The sequence below is a fragment of the Haladaptatus sp. W1 genome, assembly GCF_001723155.1.
In the GTDB taxonomy this organism is placed as follows: Archaea; Halobacteriota; Halobacteria; order Halobacteriales; family Haladaptataceae; genus Haladaptatus; species Haladaptatus paucihalophilus.
In genome coordinates this window covers 15,633-35,926 of sequence record NZ_MEIH01000271.1, presented here as the reverse complement: position 1 = coordinate 35,926, position 20,294 = coordinate 15,633, and the positions used below count along the sequence as shown (strand labels likewise).

General features: G+C 62.6%; 24 protein-coding genes and 1 pseudogene. 11 read left to right on the top strand and 14 right to left on the bottom strand.

Annotation, left to right across the window (positions count from 1 at the left end; translation table 11 throughout):
- Window positions 1–157: 157 nt before the first annotated feature.
- From BG842_RS12560 to BG842_RS12550, 3 genes are all read right to left on the bottom strand, one after another.
- A complete protein-coding gene (locus tag BG842_RS12560) occupies window positions 158–748 on the bottom strand; it encodes a protoglobin domain-containing protein (RefSeq protein ID WP_069450993.1) in 591 nt (196 codons plus the stop codon).
- A gap of 71 nt (window positions 749–819) precedes the next feature.
- Entirely contained in the window at window positions 820–1,287 is a 468-nt protein-coding gene (locus tag BG842_RS12555; protein WP_069450992.1) for a cupin domain-containing protein, read from the bottom strand.
- Between the two features lie 65 nt (window positions 1,288–1,352).
- A complete protein-coding gene (locus BG842_RS12550; RefSeq protein WP_069450991.1) occupies window positions 1,353–1,820 on the bottom strand; it encodes a cupin domain-containing protein in 468 nt (155 codons plus the stop codon).
- 210 nt (window positions 1,821–2,030) lie between these two features.
- On the opposite strand from BG842_RS12550, the gene BG842_RS12545 reads away from it, so the two are divergent.
- On the top strand, window positions 2,031–2,351 hold the full coding sequence (locus BG842_RS12545) for a ferredoxin family protein (RefSeq protein ID WP_007976309.1): 321 nt from the start codon (window positions 2,031–2,033) through the stop codon (window positions 2,349–2,351).
- A 109-nt stretch (window positions 2,352–2,460) separates the two neighbouring features.
- Window positions 2,461–2,838 (top strand): hypothetical protein, encoded by a 378-nt coding sequence (locus BG842_RS12540; protein WP_069450990.1) that lies wholly within the window; start codon window positions 2,461–2,463, stop codon window positions 2,836–2,838.
- Here BG842_RS12540 and BG842_RS12535 read toward each other — a convergent pair.
- Together BG842_RS12535 and BG842_RS12530 are read right to left on the bottom strand one after the other, a co-directional pair.
- Window positions 2,835–3,062, bottom strand: a complete 228-nt coding sequence (locus BG842_RS12535; protein ID WP_254663127.1) for a DUF6757 family protein — start codon at window positions 3,060–3,062, stop codon at window positions 2,835–2,837. The genes BG842_RS12540 and BG842_RS12535 overlap by 4 nt on opposite strands.
- Before the next feature lie 37 nt (window positions 3,063–3,099).
- Complete coding sequence (locus BG842_RS12530; RefSeq protein ID WP_069450988.1) at window positions 3,100–3,888, bottom strand: PHP domain-containing protein; 789 nt, start codon at window positions 3,886–3,888, stop codon at window positions 3,100–3,102.
- 165 nt (window positions 3,889–4,053) lie between these two features.
- On the opposite strand from BG842_RS12530, the gene BG842_RS12525 reads away from it, so the two are divergent.
- Complete coding sequence (locus BG842_RS12525) at window positions 4,054–4,338, top strand: DUF2795 domain-containing protein (RefSeq protein WP_069450987.1); 285 nt, start codon at window positions 4,054–4,056, stop codon at window positions 4,336–4,338.
- A gap of 4 nt (window positions 4,339–4,342) precedes the next feature.
- On the opposite strand, the gene BG842_RS12520 is transcribed toward BG842_RS12525, so the two are convergent.
- Window positions 4,343–5,353: a DUF5784 family protein gene (locus BG842_RS12520; RefSeq protein ID WP_069450986.1), complete on the bottom strand. Its 1,011-nt coding sequence runs from the start codon at window positions 5,351–5,353 to the stop codon at window positions 4,343–4,345.
- Window positions 5,354–5,558: 205 nt separating this feature from the next.
- On the opposite strand from BG842_RS12520, the gene BG842_RS28850 reads away from it, so the two are divergent.
- On the top strand, window positions 5,559–5,732 hold the full coding sequence (locus BG842_RS28850; protein WP_007976321.1) for a DUF5786 family protein: 174 nt from the start codon (window positions 5,559–5,561) through the stop codon (window positions 5,730–5,732).
- Between the two features lie 23 nt (window positions 5,733–5,755).
- Here the strand turns inward: BG842_RS28850 and BG842_RS12510 are convergent, their stop codons facing one another.
- On the bottom strand, window positions 5,756–6,613 hold the full coding sequence (locus tag BG842_RS12510; protein ID WP_069450984.1) for a hypothetical protein: 858 nt from the start codon (window positions 6,611–6,613) through the stop codon (window positions 5,756–5,758).
- Window positions 6,614–6,686: 73 nt separating this feature from the next.
- Here BG842_RS12510 and BG842_RS12505 point away from each other — a divergent pair, with 73 nt between their 5' ends.
- Both BG842_RS12505 and BG842_RS12500 read left to right on the top strand, forming a co-directional pair.
- Window positions 6,687–6,968 (top strand): hypothetical protein, encoded by a 282-nt coding sequence (locus BG842_RS12505; protein ID WP_069450983.1) that lies wholly within the window; start codon window positions 6,687–6,689, stop codon window positions 6,966–6,968.
- A gap of 117 nt (window positions 6,969–7,085) precedes the next feature.
- Complete coding sequence (locus BG842_RS12500; RefSeq protein WP_069450982.1) at window positions 7,086–9,506, top strand: DUF4350 domain-containing protein; 2,421 nt, start codon at window positions 7,086–7,088, stop codon at window positions 9,504–9,506.
- 222 nt (window positions 9,507–9,728) lie between these two features.
- On the opposite strand, the gene BG842_RS12495 is transcribed toward BG842_RS12500, so the two are convergent.
- Both BG842_RS12495 and BG842_RS29865 read right to left on the bottom strand, forming a co-directional pair.
- Window positions 9,729–11,027 (bottom strand): MFS transporter, encoded by a 1,299-nt coding sequence (locus tag BG842_RS12495; RefSeq protein ID WP_069450981.1) that lies wholly within the window; start codon window positions 11,025–11,027, stop codon window positions 9,729–9,731.
- Window positions 11,024–11,173, bottom strand: coding sequence for a hypothetical protein (locus tag BG842_RS29865; protein WP_175424144.1), 150 nt, complete (start codon window positions 11,171–11,173; stop codon window positions 11,024–11,026). Before BG842_RS29865 ends, BG842_RS12495 begins: the two co-directional genes overlap by 4 nt.
- A 303-nt stretch (window positions 11,174–11,476) precedes the next feature.
- Here BG842_RS29865 and BG842_RS12490 point away from each other — a divergent pair, with 303 nt between their 5' ends.
- Both BG842_RS12490 and BG842_RS12485 read left to right on the top strand, forming a co-directional pair.
- A complete protein-coding gene (locus tag BG842_RS12490) occupies window positions 11,477–11,686 on the top strand; it encodes a hypothetical protein (protein ID WP_069450980.1) in 210 nt (69 codons plus the stop codon).
- Window positions 11,687–11,805: 119 nt separating this feature from the next.
- A pseudogene (locus tag BG842_RS12485) lies at window positions 11,806–13,634 on the top strand (helicase C-terminal domain-containing protein).
- Window positions 13,635–13,655: 21 nt separating this feature from the next.
- Here the strand turns inward: BG842_RS12485 and BG842_RS29860 are convergent.
- From BG842_RS29860 to BG842_RS12470, 4 genes are read right to left on the bottom strand one after another with little or no spacing between them, the layout of a single operon-like run.
- Entirely contained in the window at window positions 13,656–13,796 is a 141-nt protein-coding gene (locus BG842_RS29860; RefSeq protein ID WP_175424143.1) for a hypothetical protein, read from the bottom strand.
- Window positions 13,793–14,794: a class I SAM-dependent methyltransferase family protein gene (locus tag BG842_RS12480; RefSeq protein ID WP_069450979.1), complete on the bottom strand. Its 1,002-nt coding sequence runs from the start codon at window positions 14,792–14,794 to the stop codon at window positions 13,793–13,795. Before BG842_RS12480 ends, BG842_RS29860 begins: the two co-directional genes overlap by 4 nt.
- Window positions 14,787–15,896 carry a 60S ribosomal export protein NMD3 gene (locus BG842_RS12475; RefSeq protein WP_069450978.1) on the bottom strand — a complete coding sequence of 370 codons (1,110 nt, stop codon included), beginning with the start codon at window positions 15,894–15,896 and terminating at the stop codon, window positions 14,787–14,789. The genes BG842_RS12480 and BG842_RS12475 overlap by 8 nt, the downstream gene beginning before the upstream one ends.
- Before the next feature lie 42 nt (window positions 15,897–15,938).
- The gene (locus BG842_RS12470; protein WP_007976334.1) at window positions 15,939–16,820 is read right to left on the bottom strand and encodes an NAD(P)-dependent oxidoreductase; all 882 of its coding nucleotides are present in this window, start codon (window positions 16,818–16,820) and stop codon (window positions 15,939–15,941) included.
- A 197-nt stretch (window positions 16,821–17,017) separates the two neighbouring features.
- Here BG842_RS12470 and htpX point away from each other — a divergent pair, with 197 nt between their 5' ends.
- Window positions 17,018–17,902 (top strand): zinc metalloprotease HtpX, encoded by an 885-nt coding sequence (gene htpX, locus BG842_RS12465; protein ID WP_069450977.1) that lies wholly within the window; start codon window positions 17,018–17,020, stop codon window positions 17,900–17,902.
- Window positions 17,903–17,904: 2 nt separating this feature from the next.
- On the opposite strand, the gene BG842_RS12460 is transcribed toward htpX, so the two are convergent.
- Window positions 17,905–18,423 carry a DsrE family protein gene (locus BG842_RS12460; RefSeq protein ID WP_083252514.1) on the bottom strand — a complete coding sequence of 173 codons (519 nt, stop codon included), beginning with the start codon at window positions 18,421–18,423 and terminating at the stop codon, window positions 17,905–17,907.
- 87 nt (window positions 18,424–18,510) lie between these two features.
- On the opposite strand from BG842_RS12460, the gene BG842_RS12455 reads away from it, so the two are divergent.
- Together BG842_RS12455 and radA are read left to right on the top strand one after the other, a co-directional pair.
- Window positions 18,511–19,116, top strand: a complete 606-nt coding sequence (locus tag BG842_RS12455) for a hypothetical protein (protein ID WP_007976340.1) — start codon at window positions 18,511–18,513, stop codon at window positions 19,114–19,116.
- 133 nt (window positions 19,117–19,249) lie between these two features.
- Window positions 19,250–20,281, top strand: coding sequence for a DNA repair and recombination protein RadA (radA, locus tag BG842_RS12450; protein ID WP_007976343.1), 1,032 nt, complete (start codon window positions 19,250–19,252; stop codon window positions 20,279–20,281).
- Window positions 20,282–20,294: the final 13 nt, after the last annotated feature.

Sequence of the window (20,294 nt, the reverse complement as noted above, 5' to 3'; positions counted from 1 at the left end):
GTTTCCGGTGGAAAAGTTACACCGGGGTTTCGAGGGGGTTGTGTCTCGCGCGGAAACGCGCGTCAGCGGCCGGTGGCCATCGTTTCCTGTGGAACTTCGAGACGGTAGGTGCGGTCGTTCGGGCGGTCCGTTCCCGGGCGTGGTGGTCCGTGGTCGCTCAGTAGTCCCCGTCGATGACGTACGGGTTGCTCCACAGCGTTACCTGCAGGACGACCGCCTTGAACCACGCGTCGTGCATCTTTTCGACGGTTTCCTCGTCGTGGTCGCCGTTTTCGAGGAACGGCCGCATCGTCGCGGTGATGGGGTAGATGAACGCCGACATGTAGCGGAAGGGAATGTGGTTGACCGAATTCACGTCGTCGGTTTGGTTCTTCTTTCGGCGGGTGTGACGCAGGCCTATCTCCTGTTGGTACCGGAGCCAATCGTCATCGTAGGGCGGGTTGCAGGTGTCCCGTATCCACTGGCCGAACCGGGCCCGCACCCGCTCCAGATACTCCTCGATGGGTTCGCCGCCGGGGGTGCTGAAATACTGCATCAGATGGGGGTGGTCGGCGACGAACCCGTACCACGTGTCGAGCACGTCGTCGATTTGTCCGTCAAGGACCTCGCCCGCCAGTCGAAGGTGCTCTTCGTCCTCCTCGGTGAACATCACGGTCTCCTTGAGCAGGTCGAAATCCTCGCGGTCGATGGGTGAGTCGGGAACGGACTCCTCGCCGTAGGTGTAGCCGGGGATGTCTTCGTGACTCATGGGGATTCGGACCGAGTAACGACCCCGAGTCGATAATCGTGACGGCCATCACGATGGTCACGCAACCGCCCTCAGTCCATCGTTCCGGTGACTGTATCGCAGGTGAGACAGTACACTTCCACTTCGTCCCTACCGTCCGTCATCCGCATCCAGTGTTGGGTCTGCGCGCCGCATTCGGGACAGTTCCTGAGGAGTTCGCCGTCCTCGCTCTCGTCCGGTGCACCGAGTGCGAGGGCGACGACACGCTCGTCGCCGTCGTTTTTGCCCATCTGGTAGTCGCCCGGCGCGAACCGGACGATTTCGCCCGCCTCGACCACCACGCTGCCGTCTTTCGTCTCGAACGTCGCGGTGCCGGATTGGACGTAAAAGACCTCCTCTTGGTCGAAGTGGGTGTGGAGGCCGGGGGAGAAGGTGTCGCCGGGCGCGAGTTCGTAGTAGTTGATGGCCATGTCTTCGGTGCCGAGGGCGTCGCCGACCGGTCGGGTCAGGTCCGCCGAACTGATGCGTCCGTCAACGTCGTCGATGGTGACTTTCTCCATACTTTCCGTCCGATGGCCGGTCGGAAAACGGTGTTCCCAACGGGAACCCACTCGGTCGAGGCGGCTCAGTCGAAGCGGCCGGTTTCCGCGCCGCAGTCCAGACAGGAGGTGACGAGTTCGTCTCGGCTGTCGGCCATCTCGATTTTGTTCTGGGTTCGCTCCCCGCACTCCTCGCAGTGGCGGTACATCTCTATGTCCTCGGTGTCGCGGGGCGCGCCGAGTGCGAGGGCGACGACGCGTTCTTCGCCCTCGTTGACGCCGCGCTGAAACTCGTCGGGCGCGAACCGAATCAGTTCGCCCGCCGAGACGACGGCATCCTCGTCGTCCGTCTCGAACGTCACGGTGCCGGATTGGACGTAAAAGACCTCTTCTTGGTCTCCGTGTGCGTGGTAGCCGAACGCGAAACTGTCACCGGGCGCGAGTTCGTAGTAGTTGATGGCCATGTCCTCGGTGCCGAGCGCCTTCGAAACCGGGCGTCGAACGTCGGCCGCGCTCATCTGTCCGTCAACGTCGTCGATGGTGACTTTCTCCATGAGGGTTCCTTCGGAGGAGGTGCCCTAAAACCTCCCACCGATTCGCGTCGATATTTAAAGCTACCGTCGGGTGAAAAACCTACTCCCGGTTTTCCGGGCTTCTTCCGCTTGTTTTTAGCCCAACCTAAAAAATCCCGCCCGCACGAAGTTTTAAGTGATGTACTGGGATTTAAGTACTACTTTCGCGTCTACCCGGTAGGTGAGAGACCGATGGCTATTGACCCACAATTCCACGAAAACCGCGAGAAAGTAGACGACCACGAGGGCCACGACGTGTGGGGTCCGGTGGACGAACCCGACAAACTCGGCATCCACGGCACCCACGTCGCGGTCGACTTCGACCTCTGTATCGCCGACGGGGCGTGCCTCGAAGACTGCCCGGTCGACGTGTTCGAATGGGTGGACACCCCGGGCCATCCCGAGAGCGAGGAGAAGGCAGACCCGGCCAACGAAGCCCAGTGCATCGACTGCATGCTCTGTGTGGACGTGTGCCCGGTCGATGCCATCGACGTGGACGCTGGCCGCGCCTGAGCGGAAGCGAAAATCCTCTTTTGTGTTATCCGCGGTTATTTATATATCGGCTCACAACTAGCTGTATGAATCTTCGAAGCCCTCCAACCTCCATGGGGCGGTGGTAGCCGTGGGTCCGACTATCGGAAGAGAGGAAGACGACGTTCTCGACCTCGACCTCGACGACGTTGAGGTTCCGTTCGAACCCGTTGACGTCCTCGGCACGGAACACGAGGACGACACGCTCACCGTCTACACCGTCACCGGCGGCGGCGCATCGCTCGTTCTGTCCGTCGAAGAACCCTCCCGAACGCGTTCGACGCCGGTGGCCGATACGGACCTGACGGCACCGCTCAGAACGGGACTCTTCTATCTCTTTCGGGACGGTATTCGAACGGTTCGCGTCCGAATCCCCCCTGAATCGGCTACCGACGCGCTCTCGTCGCTCGGCACCGCTTCCTCGTATCGATACGACGAACTCTCGTTTACCGCGAGCGTCGAAAACTAACGTTCGTCCGCGCCGTCCGAGCCGTCTACTCCGTCAATTCCGTCAATTCCGTCTACGCCGAGTTCTCGCTGCAAGTTTTCCATCACGTCCGACTCCGAGAGCGATTCGAACTGCTCTCGAAAGTGGTCGTCGCAGAGGCCGACCACCACGCCGTCCATCTCGGGCTCGAACGTCGCTTCCCGATCACAGTAGTGACACCGCATGGGACTGGCTATGGGTTCCACGAAATTGAACCCACCGCTCCGGGACGCCGAACCGACGTCAGAGCGTCACTGCGCTTCTGAAATGACGATACTCTTCCTTCGAAAGTCCCGCTTTCCCGAGCACGTCCTCGTGAGCGTCGCTTCCGCCAGTCGGTACGAGGTTGTTGTCGGCGATGGCGCGTTCTATCGGTCGCGTGTCCACCTCGCGTCCGTAGGGATAGTATCGCTCCACGGCGTCCAACTCGCTCGTCAGGTCGAGCGCCGACCGCGGGTCGTCGTACCGGTACGGGTGGGCCAGTCCGACGAGGCCGCTCGCTTCCGAGAGGAGTTCGACGCCGCGCTCGAAACTCGACACGTCTCGGGCGACGTAACACGGCCTATCGGTTCCGATGAGTTCTTCGAACGCGTCGGAGAAACCGTACTTCGTCTCCGGATGCGCGGCGATGGATCGGGCGATGTGCGGCCGTCCCAACCCCTCGCGCGATTCGAGGTCGAGGGAAATCCCGAGACGGTCCTCGACACAATCGATGATGGCTTGGCCGCGCTGTTTTCGGTCGGTCTGAAGACGCTCCAGTTCGTCGGCGAGTTCCGGTGTCGGATAGACGCCGTAGCCGAGCAGGTCGAGGTGCTGTCCGTCCGGTGCTTCGACCCGGAGCTCGATGCCGTGGACGACCGTGATGCCGTCCACGACGGAGACCGGCGTCGGCAGATCGGGATGGAGTCTATCGTGGTCGGTGATTGCGACGACCGAGACGCCCGCCGACCGGGCGGCCGACGGAACCTCGGATAATTCCATCGCGCCGTCGGAGTTGGTCGTGTGGACGTGAAGGTCCGCGAAAACGCTCATACTCCCTGTCGGGCGGCTCCGACGAAGGTGTTTGTGGTTCAGTCACCGTCTTCCATGATAAAAACCCGAGACGCCCCCGAGTTTATACTGATTGTACATCCTTATATTCTCCTATGACCCTTGCCGACAAAGTTTATAATGAACTTTACTGTATGAACTCTCGTAATGACGCTGAAACAGGCAAGCCAACTGCTCGACTCACACCAGTATCCGACCGACACGAAGCGGTTGATCGCGTCCCACGGCGACTACACTATCGACCTCCCCAACGGCACCGAAACGCTCGAAGAGGTGTTCAACCGCGTCGGGAACGAGACGTACGAATCGTCACAGCAGGCACAAGAAGCGATGTACAACGGTCTGAGTAGCAAAGCGATTGGCCGCCGCCACTACAGCGACCGCGACCCCACGACGATGGGGACGTTCGGGCCCGACCAGATCTCCTTCTAACCTGTTAGACCCATTCGAGGGCCCGATTCAGCGAGAGCGGAACCGACCCTTTTTCGTAGGCCTCGATGTGCCCGGACGGTCGAGCGCGGAAGACGACTGCCGGTCGGTGGCGAACGCCGGGTTGTTCGCCGACGACGGCGGCCCACTCGTCGTCCCGGAAACCGGTGCAATCGACGAACAACACAGCACCGCCTCCGTGTTCGCTCAACTGCCCGTTCGTCTTCGTTTCGGCCGTCTCGCGCACCGCCGCGACGGGTGTATCGGCGGCCCGCCGCGTGGGTGGACGCGGACGGGTCACTTCGACCAACGAGGACTGGTCGCCATCGCGCGGGTCGGCGCGAAAGTCGAGCGAGTGGCCGGTCGTCACTTCGATTTCGGGTTCCACGTCGTATCCGGCGTCGGTCAACACCTTCGCCACGGTGAACTCGCTCATCGTGGAACTCATTCGGTTCTCGTCGAAGCACTCGCTCGTCCCGAGTTTCGAGGCCATCGTGTACCGATAGTCGTCCAACGCGCCGGTGCTGAGGAACCGTTCGTAAAACGAGAGCGCCTCGTCGCGCGTCGCGTCGGGGAATCCCGCCGCGTACTTGCGGAAGAACGCCCGCGAGGTCTCCCGCCCGTCCTTCGAGAAGAAGACGGGAAGGAAGAACCACGAGAGGTAATCGTACTCGGCCAACCACGGCGATTCGACGGCCAAATCGGCGAGGAGTTCGCGTTGGCTCCACCGCGCGATGGGGTACGGAACCTCGTCGAAGGTGTGCTTGTTCGTTCGCCACAGCGCGGGCGGCGTCTCGGTGTTCCCGAGCCAATAGGCGAGGTCGTCGTTCCAGACGAACAGCGCCACGTCGCCGTTGTCCATCTCGAAGCGTCGCGCCTCGAAGCCGTTCGGTTCGACGTAGTGGGGCGTCGTCGAACGCGCCCCGAGGTTCGAGTCGAGGTGCGAATACAACTCCGTCGTTATGCGGTCGTCGTCCCACCGCTCCGTAGAGCGGCGAAAGCGGAGCGGGCTTGCCACGTTGACACCTAGTAACCGAGAATGTTTACGTGTTGTGCACCTCGTGGGATTCTCCCGCCTCCCTTTTCCGTCGTTTTCGCCGTCGTCCCGTTCGGTCCATTTTTCCTGATACCCCCTTCCGTCTGACGATGTTCCATCGTGAAGGTATAATGTGATTATCCGTTACATTAATAACTCCCCCTCGCCAAGTATGAGTGTGGTTGTCATGTCAATGGGTGCCTATGACGAAGAAGAACACGAACGTCGTGAGCGGAAGAACAGTACCGTCGATGCGGCTTTCGACGACGAACGGTCGCAGTATCACGGGACTGTTGAGTACGACTCCGGCGATTCGGCCGAAGACCTTCTCAAGCAGTTCGAGAAGATGAAGTCCGAGTAGCACGTTCCTTCTTCGCGCTTCGTTCACCAACCGGGAGGCGATGGTGCACCGGCTCCCGTTTCGATTCGCTCCGCGACCGACGGGTCCGGGACTCCGGTTTTTGTTTGCGACATTGCTTCCCACGCACGAATCGACCGACCGACCCACGAGTCGGTCTCGCGTACCGTCGCCAACACCGTTTCGTACGTTTCACGGTTGATACTCGTCGTTCCGGGTCGATTAGCCGCGGCAGTGGCGACGAACCGTGCGCGGTCCTCGTCGGTTAACTCGCCCGCACGCATGCGTTCGGCGACTCCCTCCAGTTCGTCGGAGTTGGGATGGACGAAGACTTTTTCGCCGATGGCTTGGGGTCCGAGCAGAAGTCCCGAGAGCGCGTCCGGCGGTTCGTCGTCCACCAGTCGGTCTCCGTCGAACGCCGCCTCGACCCGTTCACACTCCGTCTCCTGTCCCAACTTCAGGTTGTGACCGGGGTACTCCGAACACTCCAGCGGATACAGGTCGTCGCCGTGAATTCGGCACTGGAGCGTTTTCGGGTCGAGAAACGTACAGGTCGGGAGCCATCTCGGTTCCTCGCTGTCGAACGGCTCGACCGGTTTGAGCGGTTTTCGAAGGCCGAGAAAGAACGCGGGCTTTCCCTCGATGGCGGCCAGTTTCACGCCGCCGACGTCCGTCCCCGAATCGTCCTGCCAGAGCCGCGGCGTCAATGCGTCGGCGAGTCCCGCTTCGACGAACGCCACCACTTCCTCGCGCATGAGTGGGACGAAGTTGTGGGCGTCGTCCAACGGCTTTCGTGCGCCGCGTCGTTCGTGGTCCGTGATTTCGGGTGCGATGTCGCGCCAATCGATACAACAACCCGCACATCCCTCACAGTTCACCTCCATACCGACCGAAGTACGGTAGTCGTTCGCATAAACGGTCGGGTGGAACTATCCTGTTGTGGAACCAATCGTGCGTATGGACGACGATACCGACGTGCGCGTCTGGTTGGTCGAACGGACGTATTCGGACGACGAACAGAACCTCATCATCCTCGTCTACGCGACCCCCGACGGGTCGCGCTACTTCCGGAAGGAGCGTGCACTCACGAGTTTTACCGGTGCCGCGCGGGAAACGACCGCCGCACTCGACGTGTCGTCGAACCAACTCGGGGCGGTCGATGACCCGGAGACGCGCGAGCGATACGCGACTGAAGCCGAACGTATGGCGGACGAATACGACCCCGCGGAGTCCGTGTGAACTATTGTGCTACGGACGGATATTTTCTACAAATATCTAAATATATGAGGGCGTAGAAGATTAAATACTAATACAAAAAAGAATAATTTATATCTTACTAGCTGTATTTTCGAAGCGATGCGAAGACGAACGTTCATGTCAGCGCTCGCGGCGGCAACCGCAACGGGACCGATAACAACAACCCTCAGCTCCGAAGTACGCGCCGTTTCGGGCGAGATTCCACCCCTCGTCTGTCACTCGACGTCGAGTTTCCTCGACGCCAGCGGCGGCGAGTTGACCGACAGTTCCATTATCGCGGTGTGGGCGGAGGACACCGCCACGAATCACGACGCCGACTCGAACGGCGACGCGACACTCTACAGCAGCGGAACGTCCATTCCGCTGGTCGTCTCCGACTCGAACGTCGTCGCGTTCGGTTCGATGCTGGTTGAGGACGGCACGAACTGGCAACAGGGCAACGAGGAGTTCGTCCTCAACGCGTGGGACGCCGAACTCGGTGGGTCAGGTACCGTCCTCTTCGACGAGGGTCACGGCCAGTACTACGACCTCGCGTCGTTCTCCAAGTTCGAGAGCTACGCCGAGAACAACGGCTACACGGTCACGGCCACCTCGAACCTCTCGGCCGACCTCGGGAGCGCCGACGCGGCGGTCATCACGTCGCCGAGCACCGCGTTCTCCAGTTCGGAACTCGACGACCTCGCCACCTTCGTCGCGGGCGGCGGCACGCTGTTCGTCCACGACCAATCCGACTACGGCGACCACGACGCCACGGCCAACCTGAACGACTTCGCCAGCTACCTTGGCCTTTCCTTCCGATTCAACGACGACGAGGTGCTCGACACCTCGAACAACGGCGGCGCGGATTACAAACCGCTCACCAGCCAGTTCAACACCGCGTTCGACTACTTCACCGACCGCGACGGGTTGGGACTCGACAAGAGCAAGACCTACACCGTCGACGTCACCAAGGTCTCGGACGGCGACACGGTGACGGTGCAGTTCGCGGACGGTTCGACCGAGAGCATCCGAATCCTCGGCATCGACACGCCCGAGAAGACGTCGAACAGCTCCGCCGAACGGATTCAGGAGTGGGAGGGCATCGAATCGATGACCTACCTCCAGACGTGGGGGTCGAACGCCACCGACTTCGGCAAGAGCGAGCTAAGCGGCGCGACGGTCGAACTCTCCTTCGACCAGAACGAACCGCTCCGCGACACCTACGGCCGCGTGCTCGGTTACATCCACTACGACGCCACGGGCGACGGCACCCGCGACGACTTCTACAACCTCCGCACCGTCGAAACCGGCAACGCCCGCGTGTACGGCTCCGGTTCCTCCTACCACGACGACATCTGGCGCGCGGAAGACACCGCACGGTCGAACGGCACGGGTCTCTGGGCGCAGAGCGACCCCGACGCCTCCTCGGAAATCCGCAATCGGACGGTGGACGACCTGTTCCTCCCGCAAGCCGCCAGCGTCAAGACCGCCTCCGGCGGCGTGAGCGATTCCCGCGTCCCGATTTACGCTGAGAGCACCGCTACCCAGTCCGGTGGCTACACCTACGGCGGCGACATCCCGCTCGCCGCGGTGGACGAGGCCGCCAACGTGGCCGTGGTCGGTGGTCCGCTCATCGACGAGAACTACGAGAGTTCCGAAGGCTTCGCCGTCGATACGTCGGACTACGAGAACTTCGTCTTCCTCACGAACCTCATCGATTACGTGAGCGACCGAAGCGGTGATATTCTCATCGACGGCGGCCACGGGCAGTTCGACGCGAGCTACGCCGTCTCGAATGACGACGCGGCGTACTACCAGCGCTACCTCGAAGGCGTGGACCTCTCGTTCGACCAGGCGAACGACCTCGACACGTTCGACCTCTCGCGCTGGCAGGCCATCGTGGTCACCACGCCCGCCGACGCGTTCACGCAAGCCGAAATCGACGCGCTCACCTCGTTCGTCGCCGACGGCGGCGCGGTGGTCCTCGTCGGCGCTGGCACGGCACCGTCGAGTGCACGCACCAACTTGAACGACCTCGCGTCCGCGCTCGGAACCGACCTCCGAATCAACGGCGACCACGTGACCGACGGCACGAACAACGTCAACGGCGATTCGGGCATCCCGACGACGACGGTCTTCGACACCTCCTTCCCGCTGTTCGACGCCTACGACGGCTCGACCGGCGGCGGCGACGGCGGTAGCGGCAGCGGCGACCTCTCCATCGCTCAAATCCACGAGGATGCGGCGGGCAACGACAACAACAACCTCAACGACGAGTACGTCGTCTTCGAGAACCCCGGAACTGGTTCCATCGACCTCTCGGGGTGGACCGTCGAGGACGAAGCCGCCCACACCTACGCCTTCCCGAGCGGCTTCACGCTCGACGCGGGCGCGCAGGTGACCCTCCACACCGGAACCGGTTCGGACACGAGTTCCGACCTCTACTGGGGCAACACCGGTACCGCGATCTGGAATAACGGCGGCGACACGGTGTCCGTCTACGACGACAGCGGTGCACTCTACACGAGCGAGTCGTACTGAACCGCGCGAGACGGACGACGCGAACGACATCGCTTTTCGCGGCTTTTTTGACTTGCACCGTTCCCGAGCGATTGCACCGATTTCGAATGGAACGGCCGTCTACGGACGGATATCTGTGTGCGGCCCGAATCCGGGAATGTATCGGATAGTGCTATACGAAATGATCCATCTCGTCCGATTGTCGATACCGCTTCGAAGCGGCGTACGGGTCGGCGACCCGTGTTACTCCTCGCTTCGGTCAGACGCGACCGTCACGTCGAACGCCGCCGGGTCGGCATCCGCGACGGTGGGGAGCTTCCGTAGCCGCGGTCGCACGAGGACGTACAGCCCCGTGAACCCGAAACCGAACGCGGCGAGTCCCATCGTCGTCGTCGTTCCCAGTACCTCGGCGACGACGCCGCCGATGAGCGACCCGAGCGGTAGCGTGGCCCCCGAGGCGGTTCCCTTGATGGACGACACGCGGGCGAGGCGGTCGGCCGGAAACACGGTCTGGTTCAGCGTCGCCGTGAGCACGCCGTTGATGCCCGCTGGCACCCACGCGAGTCCGAAGAGGACGACGGTGAGCGCCGTCCCCGGCGCGTACACCGCGGCGAGCCAACAGCACGCCGCCACCGAGTTGCCGACGAGCAACAACCGGCCGTACGAAACGCGTTCGAGATAAGGCGCGAGGATCGACCCGACCAGTCGGCCGATGCCGAGCGCACCGAGCAGCAGGCCGTAGACGGCGGGGCCGCCGAGCGCGTCGCCGAAGGCCGGGAGAATCGCGAGCGTTACCCCGGTCGCCAAGTTGGCCACCGCCGTCGTGAGTACCAGTTCGACGAAGACGGTCCCGCGGAGCACGTCCGCTCCGTCCCGTAGGTCGGCGACGTACGAGTCGAGTATCGACTCGTCGGCCCGCTCCGCTTTGCCGCCTCTCTTGCCGACCTTCGGGACGGCGATACCGGCGAACAACAGTCCCGCGACGGCGAACGTGGCCGAGTCGAACAGGAACAGGGTCGTCGCGCCGAAGACGGCGATGAACGCGCCGCCGAGCGCGTCGAACACCATGTCGAGTCCGAGCGTGACGGTTGCGAGGGCGGAGTTCGCCCGCGAAAGCCGCGAATCGGCCACGATGCGAGGGACGAGCGTCGTCTGCACCGGTGCCATCAGCAGCGTCGCCAGCGTCAGTATCGGGACCACCGCGAGCAGGACGCCGACGCTCATCCATCCCGTCGCCGCGGCGAGCGGGAGTGCGAGAACGACGACGCCTTGGAGGATCTGTGTCCCCACGAGCACCGGTTTGAGTGGGAGTCTGTCCACGACCGGTCCGGCGAGTATCTGTAAGAGCCACGGGAGCAACAACAGTGAGTTGGCGATTCCCGTGAGGACCGTCGAGCCGCTGAGCTCGAAGACGAGCCACAGGACGGCGACGGTGTAGAGGCTGTCCCCGGCGTTCGTCACGAACTCCCCGGCGAAGAACCGCCGGAAGTCGCGGTTTCGCCACAGCGATGGCGCGGTCCCGTCCGCGTCGGCCGTGGTCATTCACGACCACCTCCGGCGGTTTCGGCGGTCGTCGGCCGTGGTTCGAGCGGTTGCAACGACCGCGAGCGATTCGTCTGTCGTTCGAGAAGCGATGCGTGCACTGGTGAGCCGCGGCTGTGTGCCCGCGACTCGGCGGATATCGGCATATGCGTGTGTGTTCGGTCGAGAAAGTGCGGCTACGGAACGTAGCGGAACGAAACCCGAGTGCTGCGGCTATCGGGCCCCGCTCCTCGGCGTGAGCGCGAGGGGTTCGAACACCGGACGATACGCGTGCCGGCAGGTCATAGAACGGTTCGTACGGAACGTGTGTCGTATGATATATAGATTTGATGGTGCTATGCCACGGGGTCGCAAACCGCTAGCCGCCCGTCCGGTGGGAATCCTTTTCGACCGACCGCTCCCGCGAACGCGCCGAACGTTCTTTGCCCGTGACCCACCAACTCCCACCGATGAGCACCGAGAAGTGCGACGGTTGTGGGGCGGACGTACCCATCGCGGGCGGTATCGCCAACCTCTGGAGTTCGAACCCGCAAACGACGGGTGGAATAACGCTAGAGTTCGAGGACGGGAGCGAGCATTTCCTCTGCTACGCTTGCATCGAGGAGTTACCGGACCATCCGTCGGCGGCGGACGTGACGGCGCTCGAACGGAGCGACTAACCGGGTCATTCGCTCCCGTCGGTTCGGGCGTTTCGACGTTAATCGTACCGTCGTCGTTCGCTGTACCATCCGCCGAAGAACCCACAGGTTTTACGCGTTCGCCGTCGTTATCACGGATAGTGAATCCCGAGCGGATTTTCGACGAGTTTCCCGCACCTTCCTTCCGTGGCAACCAGCAGGAGGCGCTATCGGACATTCGGGAAGCGTTCGAAGGGACAACGACGTGGTGTTGGTTCGCGCACCGACGGGGAGCGGTAAGTCCCTGCTCGCTCGGGCGATTGCGGGGTGTGCCCGTCAGATGGACGAGGCCGCCCCGACCGATTCGACGGGGGCGTACTACACCACGCCGCAGGTATCCCAGTTGGACGACGTGGCCGAGGACGCCCTGCTGGACGACCTCAAGATAATCCGAGGGAAGCGAAACTACTCTTGCATTCTGCCGGGCGAGCACGACACCCCCGTGAACCGAGCACCTTGTGCCCGCGAGAAGGGCTACGACTGCTCGGTCAGACACCGGTGTCCGTACTTCTCCGACCGCGCCATCGCCAGCAACCGCGAAATCGCGGCGATGACCTTGGCGTACTTCATGCGAACCGCCGGGTCGGAAGTGTTCCGCAAGCGCGACGTGGTGGTCATCGACGAGGCCCACGGACTCGCCGAGTGGGCGGAGATGTACGCGGCCATCGACCTGAATCCGCGCACGGTGCCCATCTGGGACGACATGAAGATCCCCGAGATAACCGGACTCGACAGGGCGGTCGACTACGCGGACCGACTCGTCGGCACTTGCAAGCGACGGAAGGACGACCTCATCGCGCAACCGGAACTCACGGCCGCCGAGGTCGCCCGACGGGACCGGTTCCAGGAACTCATCTCCGAGTTGGACTGGTTCGTGGACGACTACCGCGACCCGGACAGCGCGACGGAGTGGGTGGTGGACCAACCGGACGGCGCGGGCGGGCCGATAACCATCAAGCCGATGAACCCCGAGCGCTACCTCGCCCACACCGTCTGGGAACGCGGGAACAAATTCGCGCTCCTCTCGGCGACGATTTTGAACAAGGAGGCGTTCTGTCGGCAGGTCGGCCTCGACCCCGAACGCGTCGCCCTCGTGGACGTTGGGCACACCTTCCCGGTCGAAAATAGACCGCTGTACGACGTGACGCAGGGGAAGATGACCTACGAGCACCGCGAGGAAACCCTCCCGAAAATCGCGCGGACGGTCGTCAGAATCATGCAGGAACACCCGGACGAGAAGGGCATCGTCCACGCCCACTCCTACCACATCCAGAAAAAGCTCGCCGAGCAACTGGAGGCGTTCGGCGTCGGCGGGCGGGTGCGCGCCCACGGCCGCGATTCGCGCGACGCCGACCTCGATTCGTGGAAAGCGACCGACGACCCGGACGTGTTCCTCTCGGTGAAGATGGAGGAGGCGCTCGACTTGAAGGGCGACCTCGCGCGCTGGCAGGTGCTCTGTAAGGCTCCGTTCTTGAACACGAGCGACTCGCGGGTCGCCCACCGACTCGAACACGGGCAGTGGGCGTGGTACTACCGCGCCGCGCTCCGAACCGTCATTCAGGCCTGCGGGCGGGTGATTCGCGCGCCGGACGATTACGGTGCGACGTATCTCGCGGATTCCAGCCTCTTGCAACTGTTCGACCGCGCCCGAACCGATATGCCCGACTGGTTCGCCGAGCAGGTGGACCGCATGGCGCACCCCGACCTGCCGGAGTTCGACCCGCGTTCGGCGGGCGGTTCGGGTGGCAGTATCGGCCACGGTAGCACCCGGCAGTTCGGTGGTAACGTCGGCGACAACGGCGGACGCAACGATTCGTCCGGCGGAACCGAGGCGGACGATTCCGATTCCGGGTCGAATTCGCGCCGGAATTCACGCTCGCGGCGCTCCCGGAAGAAGAGTCCCATGGCGGACGTGTGGGACACGGAGTAGCCGCGATTCTCGTCGAATCCGTCAGATGAACGTGACGGTGTAGGCCACCGCCGAACTCAACATCAGGAGCACGAAAAACAGCGAGATGAGCTTCTGTCTATCCATACGCGACGTGAACAGTTCACAGGTGATAAGTATTTTCCACGACCTCTGTTTCGTCACTCCACCCGCGCATCGACCACGACGTGCCACACGCCCTCGCTGTGGCTCTTGACGCGGCGCGTATCCAGAATCTCCACGTCCCGTCCGTGCTCGTGAGCCGCCGATTCAAGCCGCGAAACCGGACGCTCCCACAGCCGATTTTCGGGCGTCGTCTCGTGCATGTGGATGACGCCGCCGGGTTCGAGGGCGGCCAGTGCCGTGTCGAGGTACTCGTGTGCGTCGTAGTAGCCCATGACGACGCGTTCGGCGCGCACGTCCGCCATCTCCCGGCAGTCGGCGCGGTAGGCGTCTATGCGGTCGGGAACGTCGTTCAGCATCGCGTTCTCGACGAGGGACTTGAACGACGCCGGGTTGCGTTCGACCGCGGTCACGTTCGCTCCGGCGCGGGCCATCGGGAGCGTGAAGTAGCCGATTCCGGCGAACATGTCGAAGACGCGTTCGTCCGGCGAAACGACGTCGCCCATCCGGGAGCGCTCGCGCTGGTTGCCGGGGGCGAACATCACCTCTCGGAGGTCGAGGGCGTACTTCGTTCCGTGCTCCGTGTGGACGGTCTCGGTATCGCCGGACCCCGCGACGACGCTCACGTCGGGTTCCCGGTGCTCGCCAGAGATTCCGCCGCGGGAAAGGACGGTTTCGGCTTCGCCGTGGAGGGCGAGCAGTTCCTCGCCGACCTCCTCGGGTCGCGGACAGTCGTCGAACTGGACGAGAATCACGCTTCCGACGACGGCCCACGACTTCGGTGCGCGGTCGATGTCGTCGTCCGACCACCCGCGCTCCCGAAGCAGGGAGTCGAGGTCTGTGTGTCGAATCTCCGGGTCGGACTGTTCGACGACCTCCTCGAACCGCGTTTCGGTCGGTCGCGCGGTCACGGGCAGTTCGACCAGTTCGTCGTCGTGTTCGCTGACTTTTCTGGAGTCGTCGTAAACGCCTTCCGCCTCCAGTTCCGCGATGGTCGCTTCGGCCCGCGGTTTCGCCACGAGGACGGCGAGGTTACGCATCCGGGACCACGTACAGCCCGTTTCGACTCTTGAACACGGGGACCGTCTCCGCGTTCTCGTCCATGTACGACGGCTTGGAAATCGTCTTCGTCTGGTAGGTTTCCGGGTCGAGCACCTGCACCGCGCGCTCGTCGGTCACCGCGACGAGCGTCGTCTCCTCGGCATCGTCGATGGTGCCCAACTTGCGCGCATCCGAGGCGTCTTCGTCACCGAACTGCGCCTCGTACTCCTCGCCGGTCGTGATTCGTTTGCCTTTCAGGTTTCCGCGCACGCTCCGAACGAGCACCGGCCCGTCGTCGTCCGGGCTGATGATGTCGCCGGGCGTGAACGGCGGCAGGCGGACGGCGTAGGTGACGCGGTACACCTCGTTGCCGTCCTCGTCCTCCGTGACGAGGGTTTCCGAGTCGGTGAAGCTCCCGCCGAACTCCTCGACCAGTTTGTTCGAAATCTTCTTGCCGATGTTGTTGGTCGAGACCTTGATGTTCAGGCCGTCGGGCGTCGCGTCCATGTCGGTGACGAAGGCGTTTCTGTCGCCCGTCGCCTCCATGTCCGCGACGATTTCGTTGGCGATTTCGCGGGCGCGCTTCTCCTCTTCCGGCGTCGGCGTCCGGTCCACGCCGCGCACCTGCACGATGCTGGCGTAGTAGTCGCCCGCGATTCGTCCACACCGGGTACACGTCTGGCGGGCGATCATCACGGGGACCATAATCTCCTCCTCGATCAGCGTGTCGCGGACGACGCCGGAGAAGTAACAGTGCATCCGGATCGTGTTCGGGTCTATCTGTTCGGGTTCCACCTGCCACGACACGTCGCGGGCATCGACGTGTACCGCGAGCGCTTCGCTCACTTCCTCGATGGCGATGTCGGTGTAGTCTCGCGCGCCCACGTCCACCCAGCGTCGGCCGCGGTAGACGGCACCGCACTGTGCACACACTCGGACTTCGATTCGCTCCGGGGCGTCTACGAGGTCGAATCGGTCGAAATAACACGCGTCACAGAGCTTCCGCTCGCGTGGAGAGGCGGAGGTCGGATAGTCCCGTTCCGTGATATCGACCTCGATGGGGTCGCCACAGTTCGGGCAGAATTCGCCAGAATCGGTCATTGACGGTTCTATGTCGTTCGCGCTTTTAAGCCTGTAGAAGGCTCACGGCAGGACGAACTCGTCATCGTCCACGGCATCGCGCCACGAGTGGGTCGGTTCCCAGCCGAGCATCGACTCGGCTTTCGCGGTCGAGAAGGCCGAGTCGGTCCCGGCGATATCACACCGCTCCGGGACTCCGCCGAAGAACTCGACGAGGGCGTCTTCGATGGGTTCGTCGAGGTAGTTGTCGGCCGCCGAGACGATGAAGGGTTCGTGACCATCGAAGTCCGCCGTGATGGCGCGTTCGATGGCCGTCACGACGTCCCGAACGTCCACGTAGGACCAGAAGTTCCCCGCGCCCGTTGCGAGGTTGGTCCGCGCGTCGAGACAGTCGTACTCGTCGGGAAACTGCACCCATGACCCGCGCATCGACGCGACCGGAACGTCGTATCGACGGGCGACCATGCCCCCGATTTGTTCGCCGACGACTTTCGAGGTCCCGTACGGGTCTTCGGGTCGAAGCGGGTGTTCCTCGTCCAGCGGTAAGTACTCGGGGAGGGTCGGTTCACCCGCGAGTTGGAAGCCGTAGGCGCTCTCGTTCGACGCCCACGCGATTCGGGCGTTCGTTCGCCCCGCCGCGGTGAACACGTTGTAGGCCCCGACGACGTTGTTTTCGAAGATGCGCATCCCCGCGTGGCGCTCCGGCGACGGCAGCGTCGCCCAGTGAACGACCGCATCGGGATTCTCCGTCGAAATCGCCTCCGCGGTTTCGACCTGATCGGTCAAATCCGCCGCACGAAACGAGAGCCCCCGATATCCCCCGAGTTCCCAGTTCGACCGAGAAAGACCGAGACAAGTGACGTCCCACCCTCGTTCGGCGAGGTGTTTGGCGAGCCATCGGCCAGAACGGTTGAGACTACCGGCTAAGACGACCGTACCGGTCATCGAGATACCCTCGCCGGTTCAAACGAGAACATACGCCCCTTATTCCGCCTCCGGGGGTAAGCGTTCCGGCCTCATCGAAACTGAAATTTTAACTTTCGTTGTGTTTTTATCGGTCGGAGAAAACTCACCCTTCCCGCTTGCTACTTATCCGCATGCGACGACGAATCTTTAAACGGTCGGAATCCCTAGACTGAACCATGAAGTGGAAGGCAGATTGGGGACTTCGAGCCAGGATGGGCTTTACGATGTTCCTCCTGTTCGCCCTGTATATCGTGTTCGTCGGTGGGTTAGTAGTGATATTCCCGGAGCGTATCCTCCCCATCGCACTGGTGTTCGGCATTTTCTCGCTTGGCCAGTTCTTCTACAGCGACAAACTCGCGCTGTGGAGCATGGGCGCACACGAAGTGAGCGAGGACGAGTATCCCGACCTCCACGCGACCATCAGCCGACTCTCCCAGCAGGCCGACCTGCCGAAGCCGAAAGTCGCCGTCGCGGATACTCGCGTCCCAAACGCGTTTGCGACCGGGCGCTCCCAGAAGAACTCCGCCGTTTGCGTGACGACGGGACTCCTCCAGACGTTGAATCAGGAGGAGTTGGAGGGCGTGCTCGCTCACGAACTCGCCCACGTCAAGAACCGCGACGTGATGGTGATGACCATCGCGTCGTTCCTCTCGACCATCGCGTTCATGGTCGTCCGCTGGGGCTGGCTGTTCAGCGGCGGGCGCGACAGCCGGGACGGGAATCAGGTTCCCGTCTTCGTCGCCATCCTCGCGTCGCTCGTGGTGTGGATTATCAGTTACTTCCTCATCCGCGCGCTCTCGCGCTACCGCGAGTTCGCCGCCGACCGCGGCGGGGCGACGATTACGGGCAAGCCGTCCGCGCTCGCGTCCGCCCTGCTGACCATCGACGGCGGGATGGATCGGGTGCCACAGGAGGACCTGCGCGAGACGTCGGAGATGAACGCGTTCTTCATCATCCCCGCAAAAGCAGGCTTCGTCAGCAAGCTGTTCAGCACGCACCCCAGCACCGAGGCGCGGGTCGAGCGACTCCGCGATATGGAACGCGAGATGGAGTCCTACTGACGCTACGGCGTCTTGATGTAGGCGTATCCCTCTTTGGCCTGTAGTTTCGTGAGTTCACCGACGCCCGCGGGGACGACTTCGACTCCTTCGAGGAGGTCCTCTTTCGTGTAGTTGAGCTTGTTCATGCTGTTGTGACACGCCTTGAACTTCACGCCCTTCTTTGCGAGCGATTTCACTGTCTCGGCTTGGGTGGAGTCGGTCGAGAGGAGTTTGACGCCTACGCCGTTAGCGACGAGCGCGATGGTCTCCGTGTCGGTCGAATCGTCGTTCAACAGGTTGGCGACGTTCGCCACCGCGTGTTTCTGGTGGTCGTCCCCCTCGCTGAAGTGGAATACTGAACTCATTGTGATGTCGTTGGAAGCGTCTTCCGTGGTTTCCTCGTCAGTCTCTGTCGTCTCGGTTTCCGTCGTGGAGGTGTCGGCACCTTCGGCGTCGCTCGGGCCGCTCGAACACCCCGCGAGCGCGACGGCGGTGCCAGCACCTGCCAGTTCGAGAAACCGGCGTCGGGAATGCGTTCCCATCGGTTTCACGGACGGGCTCGATACCCTTTATTATCTGCCACATAAGTATCGCCTCCCTTTTTCCGCACCGACTTCGTACACCTCGGTATGGGATTATTCGACGGCATCCGTGAGGTGCTCGGCATCCGCGCCGAGACGGACGCGGGACGCGAGGCCGACCCCGAAGACCTCTTCGGGATGAGCACGGCCTACGTCACGATGGAAGCCGACCTCGGCTACGAATCGGTCGGGCAGGCGGCGCTCTGTTTCTCGGAGGTCGATAGCACCGACTTCCAGGATGCGGTGGACGAAGTGCACGCCATCCTCGAAGCCGGAAAGGAGGAGACCGGCACCGAGGCGACCGCGCACGTGGACAATCACGGCTACTCGTGGTTCGTCCTCGAAGACGACGACCCCGAAGACCTCGTGACGAGCCTCCACTTCGCGGCGGACACGTTCGTCGAGGAGGGCTACGGGTCGCGTCTCCTCGCCGCTATTTTCGGCTTCCAGCGGGACGGCAACTACGTCTACTGGGTGTACTCCTTCCGTCGCGGCGCCTACTATCCCTTCGCGCCGAAGCGCGGCCACGAGCGCGACTCGGCGGCCGAGTTCAAACTCCGGAGCAACATGGACGGCGAACTCGAAATCGAGTCCGACGAACAGTACTGGTATCCGCTCTGGCCGGACCACACGAGCAAACATCCGTGGGAATAACTTCCACGCGATTTCCTTTTCGTATCTAAAGGCTTCCCTTCCTATTCTGATATCCCGACACCGCTCGCCAGTTTCACTTTCACTCCGCTGTTAACGGAGGTTTATATAATGACGGGAACAAGGCAGGAGTACAATGGCAGACGTAGACCTCGAAGCACTCCCCGGCGTTGGTCCAGCGACAGCAGAAAAACTCCGTGACGCGGGATTCGATTCCTATCAGAGTCTCGCGGTTGCGAGTCCCGGCGAACTCAGCAACACCGCCGACGTCGGCGAGAGCACGTCCGCCGACATCATTCAGGCCGCCCGAAAGGAGGCCGACATCGGCGGATTCGAAACCGGTTCACAGGTGCTCGAACGACGCGAGCGAATCGGCAAGCTCAGCTGGCAGATAGACGAAGTGGACGAGTTGCTCGGCGGCGGCGTCGAGACCCAATCCATCACCGAAGTGTACGGCGAGTTCGGTGCGGGGAAATCCCAGATCACCCACCAGCTTTCGGTGAACGTCCAACTGCCGCCCGAACAGGGCGGTCTCCACGGCAGCGTCATCTTCATCGACTCTGAAGACACGTTCCGCCCCGAACGTATCGACGACATGGTTCGTGGCCTGCCGGACGAGGCCATTCAGGCCACGATGGACGACCGCGAAATCGACGGTTCCCCGGACGACGAGGAAGCGATGGAGGAACTCGTCGCCGACATCCTCGACAAGATTCACGTCGCAAAGGCGTTCAACTCCAACCACCAGATGCTCCTCGCGGAGAAGGCACAGGAACTCGCGGGCGAACACGAGGACAGCGACTGGCCCGTCCGACTGGTCTGTATCGACAGCCTCACCGCCCACTTCCGCGCCGAATACGTCGGTCGTGGACAGCTCGCCACCCGTCAGCAGAAACTCAACAAACACCTCCACGACATCGACAAGGTGGGTAACCTGTACAACACGGCCGTCGTCGTGACGAATCAGGTTTCGTCCAACCCCGACTCGTTCTTCGGCGACCCGACCCAGCCCATCGGTGGCAACATCCTCGGCCACAAATCGACGTTCCGGATGTACCTCCGAAAATCGAAGGGCGACAAGCGTATCGTCCGACTCGTGGACGCGCCGAACCTCGCCGACGGTGAGGCCGTCATGCGCGTGCAGGACGGCGGTCTGAAGCCGGAATAACCGCCGACTATTT